Origin of the sequence: Butyrivibrio fibrisolvens, assembly GCF_037113525.1 — a bacterium.
Lineage (GTDB): Bacteria > Bacillota > Clostridia > Lachnospirales > Lachnospiraceae > Butyrivibrio > Butyrivibrio fibrisolvens.
Genome location: NZ_CP146963.1, coordinates 2,969,593 through 2,989,862, shown reverse-complemented (window position 1 = coordinate 2,989,862; position 20,270 = coordinate 2,969,593). Strand labels below are relative to the sequence as shown.

12 protein-coding genes are annotated in these 20,270 nt (G+C 40.2%); all 12 read left to right on the top strand.

Features of this window, described 5'->3' with window-relative positions:
* Positions 1-52 precede the first annotated feature (52 nt).
* The 12 genes from WAA20_RS12460 (at position 53) to WAA20_RS12405 (ending at position 20,128) form a co-directional block, all read left to right on the top strand.
* Positions 53-802: a hypothetical protein gene (locus WAA20_RS12460; RefSeq protein WP_073390034.1), complete on the top strand. Its 750-nt coding sequence runs from the start codon at positions 53-55 to the stop codon at positions 800-802.
* Positions 803-914: 112 nt separating this feature from the next.
* Positions 915-2,291, top strand: a complete 1,377-nt coding sequence (locus WAA20_RS12455) for a prepilin-type N-terminal cleavage/methylation domain-containing protein (protein WP_073390036.1) — start codon at positions 915-917, stop codon at positions 2,289-2,291.
* Between the two features lie 10 nt (positions 2,292-2,301).
* Positions 2,302-4,683 (top strand): hypothetical protein, encoded by a 2,382-nt coding sequence (locus WAA20_RS12450; RefSeq protein WP_073390037.1) that lies wholly within the window; start codon positions 2,302-2,304, stop codon positions 4,681-4,683.
* A 49-nt stretch (positions 4,684-4,732) separates the two neighbouring features.
* Entirely contained in the window at positions 4,733-5,266 is a 534-nt protein-coding gene (locus WAA20_RS12445; protein WP_073390039.1) for a Tfp pilus assembly protein FimT/FimU, read from the top strand.
* Between the two features lie 4 nt (positions 5,267-5,270).
* Positions 5,271-5,996, top strand: a complete 726-nt coding sequence (locus tag WAA20_RS12440; protein WP_073390040.1) for a type II secretion system protein — start codon at positions 5,271-5,273, stop codon at positions 5,994-5,996.
* Positions 5,997-6,155: 159 nt separating this feature from the next.
* Positions 6,156-15,929 carry a DUF5057 domain-containing protein gene (locus tag WAA20_RS12435; RefSeq protein WP_073390042.1) on the top strand — a complete coding sequence of 3,258 codons (9,774 nt, stop codon included), beginning with the start codon at positions 6,156-6,158 and terminating at the stop codon, positions 15,927-15,929.
* Between the two features lie 281 nt (positions 15,930-16,210).
* Positions 16,211-16,507 carry a hypothetical protein gene (locus WAA20_RS12430; protein ID WP_073390043.1) on the top strand — a complete coding sequence of 99 codons (297 nt, stop codon included), beginning with the start codon at positions 16,211-16,213 and terminating at the stop codon, positions 16,505-16,507.
* Positions 16,508-16,714: 207 nt separating this feature from the next.
* Positions 16,715-17,305: a TetR/AcrR family transcriptional regulator gene (locus tag WAA20_RS12425; RefSeq protein ID WP_073390045.1), complete on the top strand. Its 591-nt coding sequence runs from the start codon at positions 16,715-16,717 to the stop codon at positions 17,303-17,305.
* Between the two features lie 111 nt (positions 17,306-17,416).
* Positions 17,417-18,289, top strand: a complete 873-nt coding sequence (locus WAA20_RS12420) for an ABC transporter ATP-binding protein (RefSeq protein ID WP_073390046.1) — start codon at positions 17,417-17,419, stop codon at positions 18,287-18,289.
* Positions 18,286-19,026, top strand: a complete 741-nt coding sequence (locus WAA20_RS12415) for an ABC transporter permease (protein WP_242951232.1) — start codon at positions 18,286-18,288, stop codon at positions 19,024-19,026. Before WAA20_RS12420 ends, WAA20_RS12415 begins: the two co-directional genes overlap by 4 nt.
* Positions 19,023-19,745: an ABC transporter permease gene (locus tag WAA20_RS12410; protein ID WP_242951233.1), complete on the top strand. Its 723-nt coding sequence runs from the start codon at positions 19,023-19,025 to the stop codon at positions 19,743-19,745. The genes WAA20_RS12415 and WAA20_RS12410 overlap by 4 nt, the downstream gene beginning before the upstream one ends.
* A gap of 161 nt (positions 19,746-19,906) precedes the next feature.
* Positions 19,907-20,128, top strand: coding sequence for a hypothetical protein (locus WAA20_RS12405; protein ID WP_073390048.1), 222 nt, complete (start codon positions 19,907-19,909; stop codon positions 20,126-20,128).
* Positions 20,129-20,270 lie beyond the last annotated feature (142 nt).

Below are 20,270 nucleotides of genomic sequence, written 5' to 3'. Positions count from 1 at the left end.
TAGATAAAGGACAATACTCTCAGTTCGTTATTGAACTAAAGAGGAGGATCGCATGGAATTTAAGATATCTGATAGAGATAAAGCCTTATTAATGATCTTCGGCGGTGTCGTAGTAGCGGGACTTACATATTACTATGGTTTTCAAGGACTGAATAAAAAGACAGAAGCTCTTGATTCTGAGAACGCAACACTGCGGACTCAGGTTCAGATGCTGACTACAGTTTCTGCTAATAAGGATACATATATCAAGGATACTGATAAGTACATTATTGATACAAATAGAATAATGGCAGGTTATCCTTCACTTGTAACAACCGCAGATAAGATCCTGTACACAGAGACTCTTGCTAATATCCTTACACCGACTTATGTCTATGAAGCAGCTCTCACAGAGCCTGTAGCCATGGACATCATTGTACCTGAAAGAGAAGATGAGCTGGCTAATGCAGGTGCAGACGTAACAGGTCTTATAGCTCAGTATCAGTATGAACCAGACGGGACAATACCTGATGTTTCGACTCTTATGTTCTATGATTCTGTTGAAGTAATGACTTTTGATACCACTTACGACGGACTTAAACAGATAATCCTGAATATCGTGAAGCATGAGGATTTTAAGAACATATCAGAGCTTAATGTAAGTTATGACTCATCCACGGGGCGTCTTTCAGGTGATATGACTATCGATTACTTCTATCTTGAAGGAACTGATAAAGAATATGTAGTTCCGAATCCGGGTCTTATCAATCATGGAACAGACAACGTGTTTGGTGATGTAACCAATGTTTCAGGTGGACAGTAAGGAAGTTAATCGTAGCATGAGGTTGGGAGTTGATCAGAGATCAACTCTGCGAATTGGTAAAACCAATTCGAACCATTAGCTACTCGTTCTACTCGTAGCATGAGGTTGGGATATGGGTGATAACAGAAATTGTCTCCGTGATGACAGCAATGGTTTTTCCCTTATAGAAGTTATTATAGCTGTTATTATACTTGCAATTCTGGCAGTTCCTCTTATGAGGGGCTTTGTTATCACGCAGAAATTAAACTCAAGAGCGGGCGAGCTGGAAGAGTATGAAAGCCTGTCCCAGACTATCTTTGAGGGAAGCTGGAACTATTCCATAGAAGATATAGCTCTTATGTTTAATGATCCGTCTCTATCTTCTTTTATAGTTCCAAGGTCTCAGTTTACTTCATGCAAGCCTCTTGGTAATTACTATGATGAAGCCGGAAATTTCATAGGAAGTGAGAGTAACATCTATGAATTTGCCATAGATGATTTTGTAGTGTCTTCAGATACTAACAAAAAATATGATGTCATAGTCAGATATGATGCCAGCCACTATATGGGAGATGAGTCATCTTCCGCAGCAAGAGATGCTTCTTCCTATAACTACAATGCTTTTGAATATAGTACGGCAGCTATCTATGATGAAAATGTCGATTATATGTTCCTTATGAATGAGGATGACGATGAGGATGCTTACGAGGCTATCCGCGTGCTTCTTAATGACAGTACTATTTCTGATGAAGAGTTAAAAAAGCAGGTCAGAAGAGAGATAAACATAACGGTAGAAGATAACGGAACACTTATTGGTGGCATGCCTTCATCAACCGTAACGGCTAATATCAAATATTATTATCCTGCAGATGCAGATAAAGATACGCCGTCTTCAGTTATGACCTATGCAGGCGGAACCTACACTCAGACATCAAACGGTACACCTTATCCAAGAAACATTTTTATCTGCTATTATCCCGACTATTACTCCGACTATTCTGACAGAAATCTTCTTGATTACATTTATGTAAATAACGAAACAAACAATAAGATGTCACTTGTTGTAGCAATGCAGGAGCCAAGTGGCACAGGTAGCAGCCTTACGGTTAATAACGTAGACGATTACTGGGTTCACTTTGTTGTTAACGATCCCAATTGTAAGGCGCCATCTGCAACATCACCCAATGTAACACTCAGAACAAATCTTGGATTTAATATCATAAAGCTTCGTGATAAAAATAAGAACACCAGCGTTGACAGCTGTAAGGATAACAACCAGGCCTTCCTTGAATATTACTACAATTCAGGAACAATGAACCTTAACTGCTGGCTTGCGGATATGGACCTGATGGAAGTCCTTCCTCTTGATGGCAGTATGGTCATCGGAAATGTTGTATACGACACCACAGTAGAGTTTTATGAAGATGATACCTATGACAAGTTTACAGAGAACTATAGCAAGACAGAAGAACCTCTTCTTTCAATGACAAGTGATGAAGAGGAGAGCTAATGAGGTTTATATGAGAACCAGAAGCTTACTTGCAAAACTTCATAAGGATAATAATGGTATGTCCATGGTAATGGCAATAGTCGTTATTTCTTTTGTAGGACTATTGCTTTCTATCATCATGTACATGGCCTTATACAATTTTGAAATGAAGAGCCAGCAGTTCAAGATCCAGGAGAATTATTATTCTGCAGAAATGGCTATGAATGAGATATCTGCAGGACTTCAGATGGAAGCTTCAGGCTGCTTTTCCGAAGCATATATATCAATAATGCAGAAATATTCGGAATCATTAACAGCAGAAGAAAAGGCTGCATCTGAAAAACAGATTTGGCAGAAGTATAAAGATACCCTTATTCAGCAGCTTAGCGGCAAGGATTTTAATGATTATGTCACCAGAAAAGACAAGAATAACCCTCCCTATGCGGTAGTTACAAGGTCGGCTAACATCACTGAATACGAGGATTTTGTCAGGATCACAAATGTCAAAGTCGTATATACAGATGAGACCGGAGATACATCAATTATCGAGACCGATATCAATATCAAATGCCCTGATATCGGCTTTAATACTAAGTTTTCACTTCCTATAGTTGTTGGATATTCGCTCATTGCAGACGATGGCATTGAAGTTAAAAGCGGTAATTGTAAGATCTCAAATGTAAGTGTCTATGCGGGAAAAAGTGCTAAGGCAGGTGCTGGCGCCGGAGCAGATAACCAGGTTGCAGGCAGCAGTACTACTTCTGATGATAAAGACTACGCCATTGTTGTAGACAGCGGAGCGGGTCTTTCATTTGAAAATTGTCAGTATATCGTAGCAGGCGGTGACAAGGTTCTTGATGATAATGGAAACTATGTGATAAGCGCCGGCGGAATAGTAACAGATGGAAGCGGCTATTTTCACGCAGATGCAACATCCAATGTATGGGCAAGTAATATCAGAGTAGGCTACAGGTCCAAATCTGCGTTTCCGGCAAGTGGCGGTGTTAATAACCTTGAGCTCCTTGGCAATACATTTGTAAAAGATGACCTTACTATTGGAGGCCGCAGTACATCCGTTAAGCTTGGCGGCGGTTACTACGGGTATGGCCAGACTGATGAATTTGACTCTAGCCTGAGCAGTGCGATCATCTTTAACGGAACAAATGTTAAAGCGGATTTTCAGAATCTGACTAACTTCGTACTTCTTGGTAATGCATATATAGGTCTTTCATATCTTGATGACAAAAAAGACAATCTCCCAATGGGAGAATCTCTTACATCAAAGGCAGGACAGCTTGCATATCTCGTACCTTATGAGTGCGTAGGCTGGTATTCCTATGTGGATAAGGGAACAACGTATTATTCGCCAGTCTTGCAGCGTAATCCGCTCCCTTATGCAGACTATTACGAGTACTATACCGATTATAGTAATTCTTCAGGTAAGACTATACTTCCTGTTTATTATGGGGCAACTGTTAATAGCCTTGGAACATCTATTGCAGATGGAGCAGCTGTATATGGCCTTTCAGACAGCGCCTATGCATCGGTGATCAATCAGGATGGCTGGATGTATTTTTACATGGACTTTAGTAAGTCCCTTTCTGCAGATCCCCAGAAGGCAGCAGGCGAGTTCTTTAAGGCTTACTATGAAGCTAATCCTGAGAGGATGGACAGGTACTTAAGTGCATACATTTCAGACTTTAAGTTCCCTCTGAATTCAGGACTTGTAAGACTTAACCTTGCAGGGAATATCCTTATTCCTAAGACTGATGCGTCAGGGAATGTATTAAAGGATGAAAAGGGATATGTGGCCTGGCAGCTTGTTGATGATTCATATGCTTCGTCCGGTGAATATGCTGGTATTGATACCGATGCTGAAGCTAAGATATATGACCAGTCCTATTACACGCTTTGTACCAATCTTTCTGTTAATTATGATGCGCTTACCGGAGACGAGAAGGAGAGCGTATATCAGAACCTTATAAGCGATGAGAATATTGATAAGCTGAAAAGCAGTAGCAGTAAAAGTGGTAACTATGTCTATTTTAAAGATGAATCAGGAGTAGAAAGAGTCAGAGTCTATTACGGAAATTGTACGATTAATTCTTCTATACAGGGTCTGAACATGATAATAACAGTTGGCGGAGATGTAAGTATAAGCTCAAGCTTTGAAGGAACTGTTATATGTGACGGCAAGATAACCATAAGCGGTGCCAACATTACAAACGATCCTGATGAGCTAAGCAGTATTTTTACTTTAGAAGATAAAACAACGGGACTGTGCGTAGCTAACCTGTTTAGATCCGGAGAAGATTTTTCTCTATTGGAAAAATCTGAAAACGTTGAAACTATCGGTGAAGCAACTATTAACACAGCAGACCTTGTTACATACAGCGGCTGGAAGAAGTACTAAGCTTTGGCAGGCGGCGAGCTTTTGGGGAACCTGGATGTGAGGCTTTTGAATGAGATTTTTTTCTTACCTGAAAAATAAGAATAATGGTGTCTCACTGGTTGAGCTTATCGTGATCATAGCGATCATGGCAATCCTTTCGACTGGCCTTATATCTATGATCGGGCTACTTAACGGAAGGGCTGCAAGAGAATGCGCTCAGGATACACTTTCTGCACTGTCGAGGGTAAGGGTTCTGACCTTAAGTAAGTCTCAAGGGGCGCCGGAAAGCGGACTTTCATCTGCTGCTGATGTCTATCTGAAAATAGCTGGTGACGGTAAGGGGCACATTATCATAAGTCAGATCGTTAACAAAGAAATTGTTGATGAAATATCTGTAAGTGCACCGAATATTGAGATAAAAGCGGTTGTTGGCGGAAGTGAAGTTGATCTTACAGGTCAGGAGATAATACTTGGATATGACAGGGCGACCGGAGCTTTTTTGAAATATTCAGATCTTGGATACATGACGGAGCTTACATTTGATCAGGGCAAGACTTATACGATCAAGATGACACCTACAACGGGCAAAGCGGAATTGGAATAATTCTATGGCAAAGTACGAGAAGGGTAAAGACGAACTGAATAAAGGTTTTACCATCGTAGAGCTGATCATAGTAATAGCCATTATGTCCATTGTCGGCCTTATTCTTGGGACGCTTATCACAACCGGAGTTAATCTGTATCAGCGTCAGAATAAGGACTTGAACCTTCAGACAAGGTCGCAGCTGTTGCAGAGCCAGATCACTACGTATATTACTAATGCAGATCTTGGCCTGTATGCACCTGAAAATGGGGATGCAGCTTTTTTTCCTTCAAAGGATGTATCTACGATATTCGCGATGCTGACTGTTAATAAGGATTACTACTCGAGCCAGGGCACTGCAGACATCAATAAAGATATTGAAGCCGGAACCATTCATGCAAAGGCAAGTGTGATCGCGTTTAATAAAGAAAGCGGCACAGTTTACTATTTTACAGGCTTTAACGGCGCAGCTGACGGACTTCCCGTCACAGCAGTTTTTGAATCAGGAGTCATAACATCCGTAACTCCGGATGGAAGCGGCATAGCTTCGGAAGATATAACAACGTGGCCGGTGCTTTCTGATTATGTTTCTGAGTTTAAGATTGGATACAAAGGCGGAGATGAATCGGTGAATGTCCAGATGGCGCTTGAGTATTCTGAAAGAACATATAACTATGATTTTACTATAGCTTTAAGAAATGATACATCTTTGTACGGCGCAGGGAAGAACTCAGATGGTGCATCGAACTAAGATCATGGGTTTGAACTACTAGCCAATTGTTTCAATCATGGCATCAATGTTGAACCATTAGTCATTAGTTTTACATGTGACATAAGGTGTCAAAAGGAACTTTTGACACCTACCTCATAAATATAGGATTGTAATAATCGTATGGGAGGTTAGGCAGAATTGAAGTATACCTTTAATAAGATTATTAAAACAATAAGCAGGAAAATAGGAAATAAGCGAGTTATAAAGAGAAGGGCAGCCAAGGCGCTTTCTATCACTATGGCAGGAGCAGCCATCGCAACTCTTCCTTTTACCTCTATGCGCAATTCTCTGGCAGCAGCTGATACCTTCATGGATCTGGATACCCGCATTGCAGAGACGTCTGATTTCAGTCTTGTTGAGATAGCAGATGACTATGAACAGGCATCAATGGGATATTTTGCCTCAGGATATGAGCCGTTCAGACAGTTCAAGGATGTCACCGACCAGACTGACGGATACGAATATGATCCTACAGTTGGTATAGGTAACGTGGTTGCTGATCTTCAGGACGAGAGCATTATGTCCATAGACCCTGATGCAGGCGAGACTGACTATCCGATGACATATGAGCTAAGAGCATATGATCCTAACACGCCGCCAACTCCTGTTATGGGCGAAAACGGCGAAGCGGACGAGGATTATTATATCCTTAATGCAAAGCAAGGACTTATTGGTAGAGAGCTTGTACAGGGATATTATGTCCAAAGCGATACCGGAAGATACTATGAAGATAAGAGCGTTATAGATATTCGAGATGCCAAGACTTCTGATGTAACAGATCTTGAGATGACCACGATTGGTAGAGGAATTAAGGCTACTGTTGTCGGCAAAGGTAATTCGATAACATTCAGCCTTCCTTCTGATGCCATTTCCAATACATCAACTCAAACAGTTATATGGACAATCGGCAACACTAAGATCATCAATATCGTTGATCCTACATCATCATCTGTAAGTGTTAGTAAAAGCAGAGGTGATTTCTATTTCTTTACAGGTGGAGGTCTGACTACCATCACAATTAAGGGCCTTGAACTTGGCAATACATTTGTATCTGCCAAGGTTGTTAACATGTCCTCTTCTGAAATCTCCCAAAGTAATATCGCTGATATCGAGAACCGCTATGTGGCTTCGGATGGAAGCGGTAATTATAAGATTTATAATGGCATGGTTACCTGCGCTGAGCCGGCGGAGGAGATTGTTTATTATCTGGGAATCAGTATAGATGGCGAGTTTGATGATAATGGTGAAAAGGTTTATTACTACAAAAAAGCAAATGAATCTGCCAACAAAACAATCCAATTATACATTGGACAAACTGACGGAATAGTATTGAACGCTCATATTGGAACTGTTTCGGATGGTAAGTTTACACCAGTATCTAATTCTGATACAGGCTTTAGCTATGTATGGAGTAATCCTCATTATGACAATTTAGTAATTGGAAAAGTAGATGACACTGAAGGAACAATAACTTTAAGTACTGACAAAACTACTCAGGGATATGAAGGAAATAAGATTACTTTAACGGGGAATGCAGCTAATCTATATAAGAATCTTAGTGTTGAAGTAACTGGAGAAACTGAATATCCAAATCAAGAACTTCCGGATCCATTTGAGTTTAATGTAGAAGTTGTTGATTCATATTATGCTGTTTATAACCATGATGGAAAGCTAAAGACAATTATACCTGATATTGATCATTTGATAGATCAATCTACGGCTACGGTTTCAACAATTACTGTTTCAGAAGAGGATTATGTAGTTGATGGTGAATCCGGTGCATATATTTATACAGTTAAATATCTTGGTAAGTCAGGTGAGAGCAGTTTTGCAAAATTATCCAGTGCGGTATCTTTTGCGAATTTACCTGATAGTACAACGCTCAAGGCAAATGAGGATAATTCTTATACTTTAGAATTAAAACCTACAGGGTCTGGTAATGCATACGCTATTATTGCGCCTAAAGGGTATGAAGGCGAAACATATAGGGATAAGCAGTTGCAGTTTAAATTAGAGTATAAATCAACTGTAAGAGATAGTGGCTACAATTATTATGATGATGGTGATTATATAGGCGTAGCATCAGGTTCTAACAGTATTGAGTTAACTGCAAGTGTATTTAACGCTGATGATGTTTTGAATCATGCTTCTAAAAATTCATACACTTATAAATGGACAACAGATGCATCATATTCATCAAAAATCAAATTTCATGAACCTGATGGAACTGATGATTCTGTATCATATAGCAATCCTGTAACTGTTGAATATACGGGTACGGCAACAACGGAAGATATAGTAAAAATCACGCTTCATGTTATTAGTACAACTGGAGAAATAGGGTCCTTCAAAACGTCATATAACGTTGTATTTAATTGCGATACAACGCCGAAGCTATATCTAAAGTATGAAAACAACTATTATAATGTTACAGATAATAATATATCAGAGACTAATCCTATAAAAGTTACAAATAAAGAAGAGACTGCAGTTGTAACTGGCTGTATTGGCTGCGTTTTAACTAATGGCGATGATGTAATCTTTGTTAAGAAGTCTGGATCTTATAATTTCAAATGGACTAAAAATGGGGAGTTGGGTCTATCGGATGATAGTTCAGCAACCACTAAACTTAGTGCAAAGAAAACTGGTACATACTCATTCGGATTAAAGGCGACGGATTTAAATGGAATTATTGGGCCTTTTAATGATACATATTACATATCATTCTCATTTTACAATGTTTATTCAATTGCTACTGATCATGACTTTTCTAATGAAAAAGAAATAAGCGGAACATATTATCCTGAGATTAATACTTCAGGAGTATATTATGTTGGTTCAACAAATGAGAATTTTGAAATAAGATCTACAGAAAAAGAAGGAGATGATTCTTTTACTGCAAGTGCGAGCTTTGAGGGAGATAAGTATGACTATCCTATTGATAATTCGACCTTTAAAAAAGCTCAAAAGCTGCAGGTGAATCTAAGTGGAACTGGAACACTCAAGGTTGTCATTGGCTCTACTAATAGTAGTACTGAATATGATAAGGATGATTTTATCACTCTGATTTTTTCAACGGTTACAGTTTATAAAGTTGATGGAGCAAAATTTAATGGAGGTTCATCATATTTACTTAATTCATCCGATAACTATTTTATTTACGACTCAAAAAATAATAAGCGTAAATATACAATAGGATCCAATACAAAATTAAAAGTTAAAAATTATGATGATCTTGATGCAGCAGGGTGCGAGGCTGTTTTGACACAAAAAAGTGTCTCTGACGATGCTGAGATACAATTCGAATACGATCTTGTACTAACATTTTCAGGTGCAGGTAGTGGTCAAGGTACGTTTGATATTGTCATCTGCCCGCAAAATGATGAATCATCTGAAAAAAGTCTTACACTAAAAATATATGCAAAAATGAAAACGCTGACGACGTCTATGTACTTTTCAACTTATAGTGCGGCTGCTATCAGTAGTGTAGATGATATGGAAAATACAAACGCTGCCAGCGAAGAGAGCGAAGACATGGAAGCAGGAGATGAGATTACTGTAACCATGTCCCTTGACGAAGTTGGTAATTTCGTCTTTGAAACCAATATGCCAGTAGAAACAGAAGAGACCTTTGAAGCAGACGAGTCAGCAGGATCGGGTTCTGGTGGCAGTTCTTCTGATGCTCATGATGACGACGATCAGGATACTGATTCCGGCAATCAGTCAGGCAGTTCTGATAACCAAAGTGGAGGCTCTGATAATAATAACTCTGGTTCTGATGACCAAAGTGGAGACTCTGATAATAATAACGCTGGTTCTGATAATCAAAGTGGTGATTCTGGTAATCAGAACTCTGATTCTGGTACTCCAAGTGGAGACTCAAACGATCAGAATGGTTCAGGCGATTCCGGAGATTCTGGAGATGGCTCAGATGGTCAGGCAAGGCTTAATAACTATAGCGAAAATGGCGAAAGACTTTATCTGACAGAAGCTGCGGCAGATGCCGGTGACAGCAGCCAGGGAGATGACAAGAGCGGTGGAGATTCTGATAATTCAGGATCTTCTGATAACAATAACAGCGATAATAATAACGATAGCAATAACGATAATAATAACAATAACGATAATAACAATTCATCTGATAATGAAAATGATTCCGGCGATAATGGAAGCTCAGGATCAGGTGATGATGAATCAGAAGTTGGCAATACAGCTGATAATGACGATGATACTGACAAGAAGGAAGATGCAAAAGAGTCAGATGATTCTGATGATGAAGAAGAATCTGAAAACGGAAGTGGCAGCTCAGGTAAAGATATTTCCGGTGATACAGGACTGAAAGAGAAAGATTCCGATGAAGAGACATACATATATGCTCTTCCTATCATTCCTGATGAACCTGGTATATATACAATTATCTTAAAACCTGTTGGAAGCGATGATGAAGATGAATTTATAACTATCAAAGTTATAGTTGTTGATGATAGTGAAAAGGATGGATCCGGTTCAAAATCATCTTCAAAGGCATCATCTTCTGCATCAGCAAGCACCGCTGCAAGTGATGAAGCAGATTCTGCTAATTCTGCATCTACAGAAAGTTCAACTGATGAAGATGATGCAAGCGCAGAAGAATCATCCGGTGCACAGAATGCTTCTAGCACAGATAGATCTTCAAATGCGGGTGGTTCAGCATCTTCAGGAGGTACATCAACATCTGGTGGATCATCTAATTCAGGTGGTTCATCTACATCGGGCGGCTCATCAACATCAGGCGGTTCATCTACAACTAATGACACCTCAGATCCGTCTCCAACTGAAACAGGTGGAGGTGCTGATTCTGCTGGAGAGGAGTCAGGAGCAGATCCTAATGCTGGTAATGAACCTGGTTCTGGTGGCGACTCCGGTGGTTCTAATGACAGTGGCGGTTCAGATGATGCAGGTGGCGGTGCACCGGCACCTTCTGGCGACGGCGGTGGTTCTGCTGATCAGAATTCTACAGGTTTTGTAGGTGTAAGGCACCGTAATATATTGGTGGCAAGCGCTCAAGGAGATCCCAACAGCGGCTCAGATCCAAACAATGGCGGAGGTTCAGATCCAAATGGTGGCGGTTCTGGTCAAAATGGTAATGGATCAGGTTCTGAGACAGACACAGATCAGGACACTGAGTCAAGAGGAGAGCAAAAGTATACTAATGCTAAAACCATGGAAGGTGGCTACTATGTCCTTAGCTGTGCTGAGGATACGTCCCTTTTGGAAGGCGTTGATTCAAAGAACAGATACAACTTCTCACTTACAAAGCCAAGTAGCGGTGACTATTTTGAAGGATATGGTTATGCCTACTACATAACCATCAACTACGACTGGCTCAAATACTATGTATTTGGTGATGATGAAACCAAGACTGATGATAACAATGTAAATCTCACATTATATCTGTACACATTGTGCGAGACCTTCGACTCTGAAAGTGAGGGCTATGGCGATAGGATAAAGGAAGTTGAAACTAATATTGCTGATGCTGATCTTGTATATCTGTCTGCTAATGGCATGACTAAAGATGAGAAGACGGCTATTGGTGCTTCTGAAGATGACACAAAGAAAATTCATGATATAACGACCGCATGCACAAAAGGAATTGTTTCGGCTTCATATTCAGGATCAGGCGCTACAGGTTCATATCCTCAAGCTGTCATAGTTAACAGAAGTATATTTGATGACATCGAAACATCGGGTATTAGCGCTGATTCCAAGGCGAAGAACTATTATTATCTGGCAAGGCTTCTAATGACAGATATCAAGGATAGCATAATCCTTAATACACCCGGGCTTTCCAGTGATAACGATGATACTTTCAAGGGCGCTCTTACCGGAATAGGTAACTATACATATTTTTCTTCAGGAAGTACTAACTATGAAGCAAAGTGTGATGTTTCAAAGGTTCCGGGTGCATACAATTTTAAAAATATATATGTAGCCAAGTATAACAGCGGAGATTTTACAAAAGGTTCTGACAGAGAATATAAAAATGTTCCGGCAGTATTTAACCGCTTCTTTGCATATTCATATACTAATTCAATGATTTCTATAGGTTTTGAAGAAGTCCTTAAGTTTATCATTGAGGAGAATGTATACAGAGGGCGTAAGAATATTGGAAACATGAGCTATACAGTAGCTCCTAACGTAGTGACTCAGTACATACTTATTTTTGCAGGTAGTGACCTGACTTTGTATAAGTCAACGATAAAGGTACTTGAGATTGAGCCTTGCTATGCCTTCAAATACTATCAGTATGATGATGGAAGCGATGATGTAGCATATCGTCAGGCCCAGAGAGCAGAGGTATTTGCGGAGAGATTTGCGCCAAACCTTTCACTTCTTGAAGATGAAGATTATATGTCAGGTACTTTTGAAAAAGGAAGTGCTGCTCAGGAAACTATCCTTAACAGAGTCAAGATAACCGGTATGACAACATCTGAATTTGCAGGAATTATTGGCGATCCTTGCGAAGACTATGATGTTATCTATATTGGATCCCAGACGGTTGATACTGCTGTTTATACATATGAAGTTAAGAGCAGTAGTACCACAAGCAATTATTATGGAATCAAAGATACTACAACGAAGATAATGAATACCCAGCCAACTACAGTGCTTTGTACCGGAATGACAGAAACAGTGACCGGCTTAACGGATAATAATGGTTCTGTATGGGAATGGTACGTAGAAAATAGGGTTAGTGACAGCTTTGGACGTTGGCGCAGACGCAATAATAAAGGAAATTACAATTCTAATGTAGGTAAACCTAACTGGATCACATATACAGCAAATGATGGCACCGTTTATACATGGAATGGTAATAATTGGTATAAGTCAGCTAACTATACTGTATATAATAGTTCTGATATGAATGGTATAGTATACGCTCATGTTGGTGATTCCATGAGTGATACAGCTATGTATGTTGATGGTGCTGATTTTGGATCGGCAGCAGTTACTCATTCTGCTTCAGTTAGTCTCAGACTTTCGGGTAATGATATTACAAGTATTCAGGAAAAAGAACTTGAGAATTTCCTGGAGCTCGGCTATCCGGTAATCGTTGCAGATGACCTGTTTACATATGATACTACAATGAATGGTGGTTCATTTTCTTATAATTCAAGCAATGCACCATCAGGAATCAGTGCGGGCTCTGGCAAACTTAATACTTCCAACGGCACATTTGCAGGTAAACTTGATACTAATTCTCAAATGTATGCCTTTATTAAGACTGGATTTGGCAATACCTGGAATGAAAGAAAGTATACTAATTTTGTTACAGAATCAATTGGATCTAAGTTCACGGATCTTATCACTGAGGGACTTAATGAATCCAAGCTTACTTTGGATGTGACTTCGGTACCTACAGAATACGTTGCTGTTACAAATGGCAATATACTTGATCCTAATCAATGTGTATTTTTATCACCTGGATCTGATGGACAGTATTATCTGAACTTCGATTTTACTATCACGGATGTAGCTAATCCTGATCTGCTTGATGCTACATATACAGTTCAGCTATTCCTTGATAGTAATGGCGACGGAAGATTTGCGGGATCTACTGATGAGACTAAGACGGATGCACAGAAAGGTTCAACTTTTACAGAAGAGATCATGAATCTGACTATATCGTCTGGCTCTACTACATCTCTTTTGCCATATACTTCTTATCATCTGACAAGGCAGCTTCCTAACGGATACTACGGAAGTGTGGCATGGAAGCTTAAGATCACGAACAATAAGCCTAACAGTGAAGATTCATCTCTTTGTTCGCATGACTCTATAACAGGTATTTGTGCTGTTATTCCGTCCGGTGTAGAAGAAAGGATTGAGATCAATATACTGCAGGTATATCCGTACATTCCTAACAGTAGTGCAGATGGTGGAAACTCAGCGATATCTCAGACATATGATATCAAGGGTGCGGTAGACAGGGACCTTTCATATCAGCAGTACTATGTTCCGACAAGCGATTGGTATGGCATGCTTGAGAATATCCCGGGATATGACGTTAATATTTATTCTATCAGTTCCTATGAGTTTGCAACCTCTTATGAAAAGAATTATGACCCATCCAAGATAAAAGAGGAAAGTGATATCCTTGAAGTTCAGCTTGAAGGCGGACATCTTGTATCGCCTACGACTATTGCCGGTAATTTCAATGAAGCGATAGATAGAAACGGCGATGGAGATACTGATGATGCTAACGAAAGACCTGTTGGACCTACTATGCTGTCAGCCTATGACATGGTCATTGTAGGATTTACCGATATGTTCCCGAATATCCCTAACGAGAACTCAATCAAATCATTGGTTACGTACGGCAAGAGCGGACGAGCTATGCTCTTTACCCATGATACAACTTCCTGGATATATGACACGTCTCTTTATCCTCGGGCTGGACTTGGTACAAGCACTGCGGGTAAGACGTATAAGCAGTTCGTAGTTCAGTCCCAGTGGGCAGACTGGTTTGCAAGCTCATACCTTAGTAATGCAATACGTGATCTGTGTGGTATGGACAGATTTGGCTATGTTGGTGCCAATAATGTCTATGGAAGTGCCTATAGTACGCAATATGATCCGACACCGCTGCTGCCTAATTCCGGTGCAGCGCTTTCAGGATTGTATAGACTTGCTACGACTAATCATTCAATATTTGGACCTAGCAGACAATATCAGAATCTTGCAGTAGGAGGGTATACTAGCAGAAATTCTAATAAGAATGCATATTATGTATCTCTTGTAAATGAAGGAACCATCTCTAATTATCCATATGATCTTGAAGATGAGATGTTTGTTGCAAGTACTCATGGACAGTATTTCCAGCTCAATCTTGATATGGATAATAACGCTGATGGCGAAAGTGATATTACAGTATGGTATACGCTGGACAGCCGAGATGTGGATACTAATGGTAATGGTCTTGTTGAGCCTGGAGAGCATACGCAGAATTTTATATCTACCTATACCAAGAATGGTACTAATGACGTATATGAAGCATCTCCGCATGATGTTCGAAATAACTACTATATCTACAATAGAGGCAATATCTCATATTCAGGAGTAGGTCATAGTGCGGTTTCCCAGTGTACGACACCTGAGGTTCAGCTATTCATCAATACCATGATCATGGCTTACAATTCAGGTGTTAAGGCTGCAAGTATATCTATTACAGATGATACTTTTGCCAAGGAATTAACTACCGATAAGATTCCTTATGATGCATATGCACAGGATATGGCAAATGATTCGGAAGCTATTGCTGCAGGTAGTGAAAGTGGAGTGACTACTGCAAATACCGCAAGTGATCCGGATGCTCCTGCATATTCCAGTAATACTGACGTTGTTAATGAGTATAAATATTATCCGGTTTATTTCACTTTGACGGATCTTAATGTCGGAATAAAGACCAGTGCCATCAAGATCAACTTCAGTTATGGAAAACGAAGTGAGCAGTATAACTATGATCCTGAAACAGGCACGTCTACGACTACCGGATTGTATGGCGCATCTTATAGCTCAGCAAAGACTCCGGCTAAGCTGTACCCGGCATATCTATGTACGGTTAACAGCAGTGGCGAGATTGTTAGCAGGACTCCGGCAGTGGTGGATTCAACCGGAAACTACTATCTCATTTATAGTGATAGTACTTCAGGCAGTCAGTCCAATGCCTTTGTAACCTACTACCTTGAAGTTGATGTTCCGATTTACGACCTGAATAATAACGGATCTAACGTGGCAATGGGTGATTCCGATACCCTTGATATCTACGTCCATTCAGCCCTCACAGGTACGGTAAACGGCGTAACATCAACGGTTTACAGTACAGACTCCATGGCACTTCTAAGACAAGAGCTCTACGATCTGGATTAAGGAAAAAGTGATCAGGCCCCAGAATGCAGGCGAAAACTGCGTTTTGGGGCTTTTTTGTGAAAAGAAAGAAACTGATAAAAATTTCGTTTTATCAATCCCACTAGTGGTCCCTGTTTGATGAAAAACATCATAATAATCATTATGTATTACAAAAATACGATTATTTAAGAGTGGAAATCTATACGGTTAATAGTTATAATGGGCATGAAATTGAGGTGATAATTCAAAAATCTTTTGGGTTATCGAGTTATTTTTTCCAAGGATGAGAAGGGGGAATAAGGATGTCGACAACAATTGAAAGAAAAGAGCAGAGAGTAGCACAGACCAAAGTTAACGGTATGGGAGATCTTGGTATCGTTATCAAAGGATATTGCGACAGCATTGGACTTGATACACCAGAAAAGGTAGTTGAAGTTCTTTCCAAATATGATGTAAACATGACACCTGAGAACGTTGAGAACTTCTATCGTGGAGATTATGAGCTTACACTCGATGAGTTCGGCGCATTCCACAGAGTATTAAATCTTGACGGTAACGACCTGTTTGAAAAGGTTGGCAAGCTTCACGGACTTAACTAAATAAGATAGAAGCGAAGGAGTGACCATAGCGGCCACTCCTTTTTTTACGCACATAGAAATGCATCCATGCATTTCTAGACATGTACTAGATACAGGATGTATCTGTTAGAGATAAAACAGATACATCTCGTATCCGCTTGACAAGATAATAAAAGAGGTGTATTTTGACTATAAAGATAAATTTAGTCAAAAAGGATTATAAAGCTTATGCCTAAGAGTTATTCTGATCAGGAAAGAGAATATATCCAGAACCGCCTTAGGGAGGAGGCTGTGAAATGCCTTGCCCAGTATGGCGTTCGTCGTACTACAGTGGATGAGCTTGTAAAGCGTGTGGGTATTCCGAAGGGGACGTTTTATCTTTTTTATAAGTCCAAAGAACTGCTCTTGTTTGAGGTTATTCAACAGCAGCATGAGAGTATCAACGATGACCTTGCGAAGGCGCTTTCCCATCTTGCAGGGAAAGAACTCACTGCGGATGCTCTGACAGATCTTATCTTTGGATTTTTTAAAAAGACAGAGGAGATGCCGATACTTCAGCTGCTTGATACGGATGAGGTTGAGCTGCTTGTGAGAAAGCTTCCAAGAGAAGTGGTGGAAGCGCACCTTCAGGATGACACCGATACCATTGAAAAGATGTTTGAGATGTTCCCGATGAAAAAGAAGGCAGATCCTAAGGTTATAAGTGCTGCTTTCCATGCGATATATTATGCGACGCTTCATAAGGCAGATATTGGGGAGAAGCATTACGATGAAGCCTTGAGGCTTATGATAAAAGGCGTGGTACAGCAGATTCTTTGAAGAGCTGATGTTATAGTGAATGGCAGCGTCCGGCCTGGAGCCGGACTTTCAATTACTAATATTTTGACCATAAAAAACAAATTGGTCAAATAGATATAAGGAGAGACAGATATGATTCAGGTTAAAAATCTTAGTTTCAGTTACACCAAAAAGCCCTTCATTGAGGATATGAATTTTTCAGTATCTGAAGGTGAAATATTCGGATTTCTTGGCCCTTCGGGAGCGGGGAAGAGTACCCTTCAAAAGATACTTCTTGGAATGTTGCCAGGCTATGGCGGTTCGGCAGTTGTATGCGGAACAGAGTGCAGAGCCAGTAGCTCTGATTTTTACCAGCAGATCGGTGTAGATTTTGAATACTCCACTATGTATGAAAAGCTGTCAGCCAGAGAGAATCTTGAGTTCTTTTCATCACTTTATAGAAAAACGTCTGGAAGTAAGAGGGGAACTGGTTCAGGGCGATCCATTGATGAACTTTTAGCAATGGTAGGACTTGAGAATGATGTGGATAAGAGAGTATCGGACTTTTCAAAAGGTATGAAAAGCCGTTTGAATTTCATCAAAACTCTTGTTCATGATCCCAAGATTCTTTTCCTGGATGAGCCTACCAGCGGCCTTGATCCTACGAATAACCGTCTTATGAAGGATATAATCCTGGAGGAGAAGAGAAGGGGGAAGACAATTCTTCTTACGACTCACAATATGCAGGATGCAACGGAGCTGTGCGACAGGGTGGCGTTCATTGTGGGAGGTAAGATCTACGCGCTTGATACACCACATAATCTGATAATGTCTAAGGGTGCGGCGAAGGTGTCCTATTCATGGATTGAAAATGGTGAACAGACAGGTGAATGTGTCCTTGATGAGATGGCATCGGATGAAAGGCTCCAGAAACTTATCGCTTCAAATCGCATAATTTCTATTCATAGCAGCGAGCCTACACTTAATGACATTTTCATGGAGATAACAGGGAGGACCCTTGTATGAGTTATACGAAAGCTTCCACTAAAGTTTCTAATTCAGGGATGTTTAATAAAGGCAGCAGAAGGTTATTTAATCTACTTTTCTGGGATATGAGATTTCAGTTAAGATATGGATTTTACCTTTTGTATACCTTCCTGACTTTGTTCTACGTTATAGTTTTGGCCGCACTTCCAGATTCCTGGAGGCGGATAACGGCAGCAGTGCTGATCTTTTCAGATCCGGCCGCCATGGGACTGTTTTTTATGGGAGCCATTGTACTTTTGGAAAAGAGCCAGAGAGTAACTTCCTTTTTGGCTGTTTCGCCTCTTAAGGTCTTTGAATATGTGACGTCTAAGGTGCTGACTTTAAGCTTTATAGCCATTATTGTTGCGGGGATTCTTTCAAAGGCGTCAGGTTGCGGATCAATTATATCGGTGTTGGCTGGGACATTTTTGGCTTCTGTAATGTTTACGCTTTTTGGAGTGATCGTCGCAACTAAGATAAAGAGCCTTAACCAGTTTATTCTTTATACTGTGCCTGTTGAAATCCTTGGCTTTATACCTGCAATCCTGCATCTTATAGGAATTACTCCGCCTCAGGGAAGGATATACCCTGCAAACGCCTGCATGGAACTTGTAGGCGGCATGGAAGTTTCAGTGGCAGGACTGGTAATGACAGTAGTACTGATCTGCATTCTGTTTGTGATCGCATGCAGGTGTGTACGTAAAATGTGGCAGGAACAGGGAGGAGCCAAGATATGAGAAAGTTGAGTTCTATAAATGTTAGTTTTATGCATATGCTCAGGTTTGTCAGGCAGGACATGATGCTTCTTGCGGCGGGTCTTTCGCCATTTTTGATCGGGGTAGCGATGCACTTTGGTATTCCTGCAATTGAGAAGGAACTTATCCGCATAACAGGGCTTTCTTGTGTTATGACGCCCTATTATAGCCTTTTCGATATCTTTTATGCGGCTATTACTCCGGTCATGTTCTGTTTTGTAGCTGCTATGGTAATGCTTGAAGAGCATGATGAGCATATCGACAGGTATCTGTTTGTCACAGGACTTGGGAAAAGCGGTTACTTTGCATCCCGCCTTGTGATTCCTGGAATCGCGGCATTTATTGTAACAGTGGCGCTGCTTCCTTTTTTCAGGCTTTCAGAGATAGAGGCGATCATGATGATATTCCTGTCAGTAGCAGGAACACTGCAAGGTATTATCATCACCCTCCTTGTTGTTGCGCTTTCTTCCAATAAACTGGAAGGCATGGCGCTTACCAAGATGTCTTCGTTGATAATGCTTGGAGCGATTGCACCGTATTTTATCCCAGTGCCTTATAGGTATTGTCTGGCTTTTTTGCCATCCTTTTGGACTGGAATGGCAGTAGTAGAGGAAAGTCCAGCTTTTATGCTGATGAATATTATTGTTTCAGGAATTTGGATTTATGTTTTGTGGAGACGATTTGAGAAAAAGATCAGGTAGACAATCTGAGATATGATATCATTAGTACAACAATAATCAACATTAGTAAAAATCATGATATTGGAGATACTGATAATAACACTATCAAGCTATTAACTGTATTATTTGATGAGACGATAGATGCTAAGTCAAAAATAGCAGGGCTTGAGAAGGATTATGGGTTGCCACTTACAAAAGAAATAGAGAAAGAGGTGACGGAGATGTGCACATATGCGACAAGCATGGAAAATAAAGGATTAACAAAAGGTTTAGAAAAAGGTTTACGTGCCTTAGTAAAGAGTTTAAAGGCATATATTAAAGATTTTGATTCTCTTTACGATGCGGTTATCGAAAATGAAGATTACGCAAATGTAAGTAAAGAGCAGGTAAGAAAATATTATTGATTTTATATTATTCAAGGAGCGGCAAGTGGTCGCTCCTTTTTTTGGCGTACTATAGGCACTTGAAAAGATACATTCTTGAACATATAGTTCAAGAATGCAGCAATAGAGCCAATTGAGTTCGACTTCGTCGAAGGCTCTATTG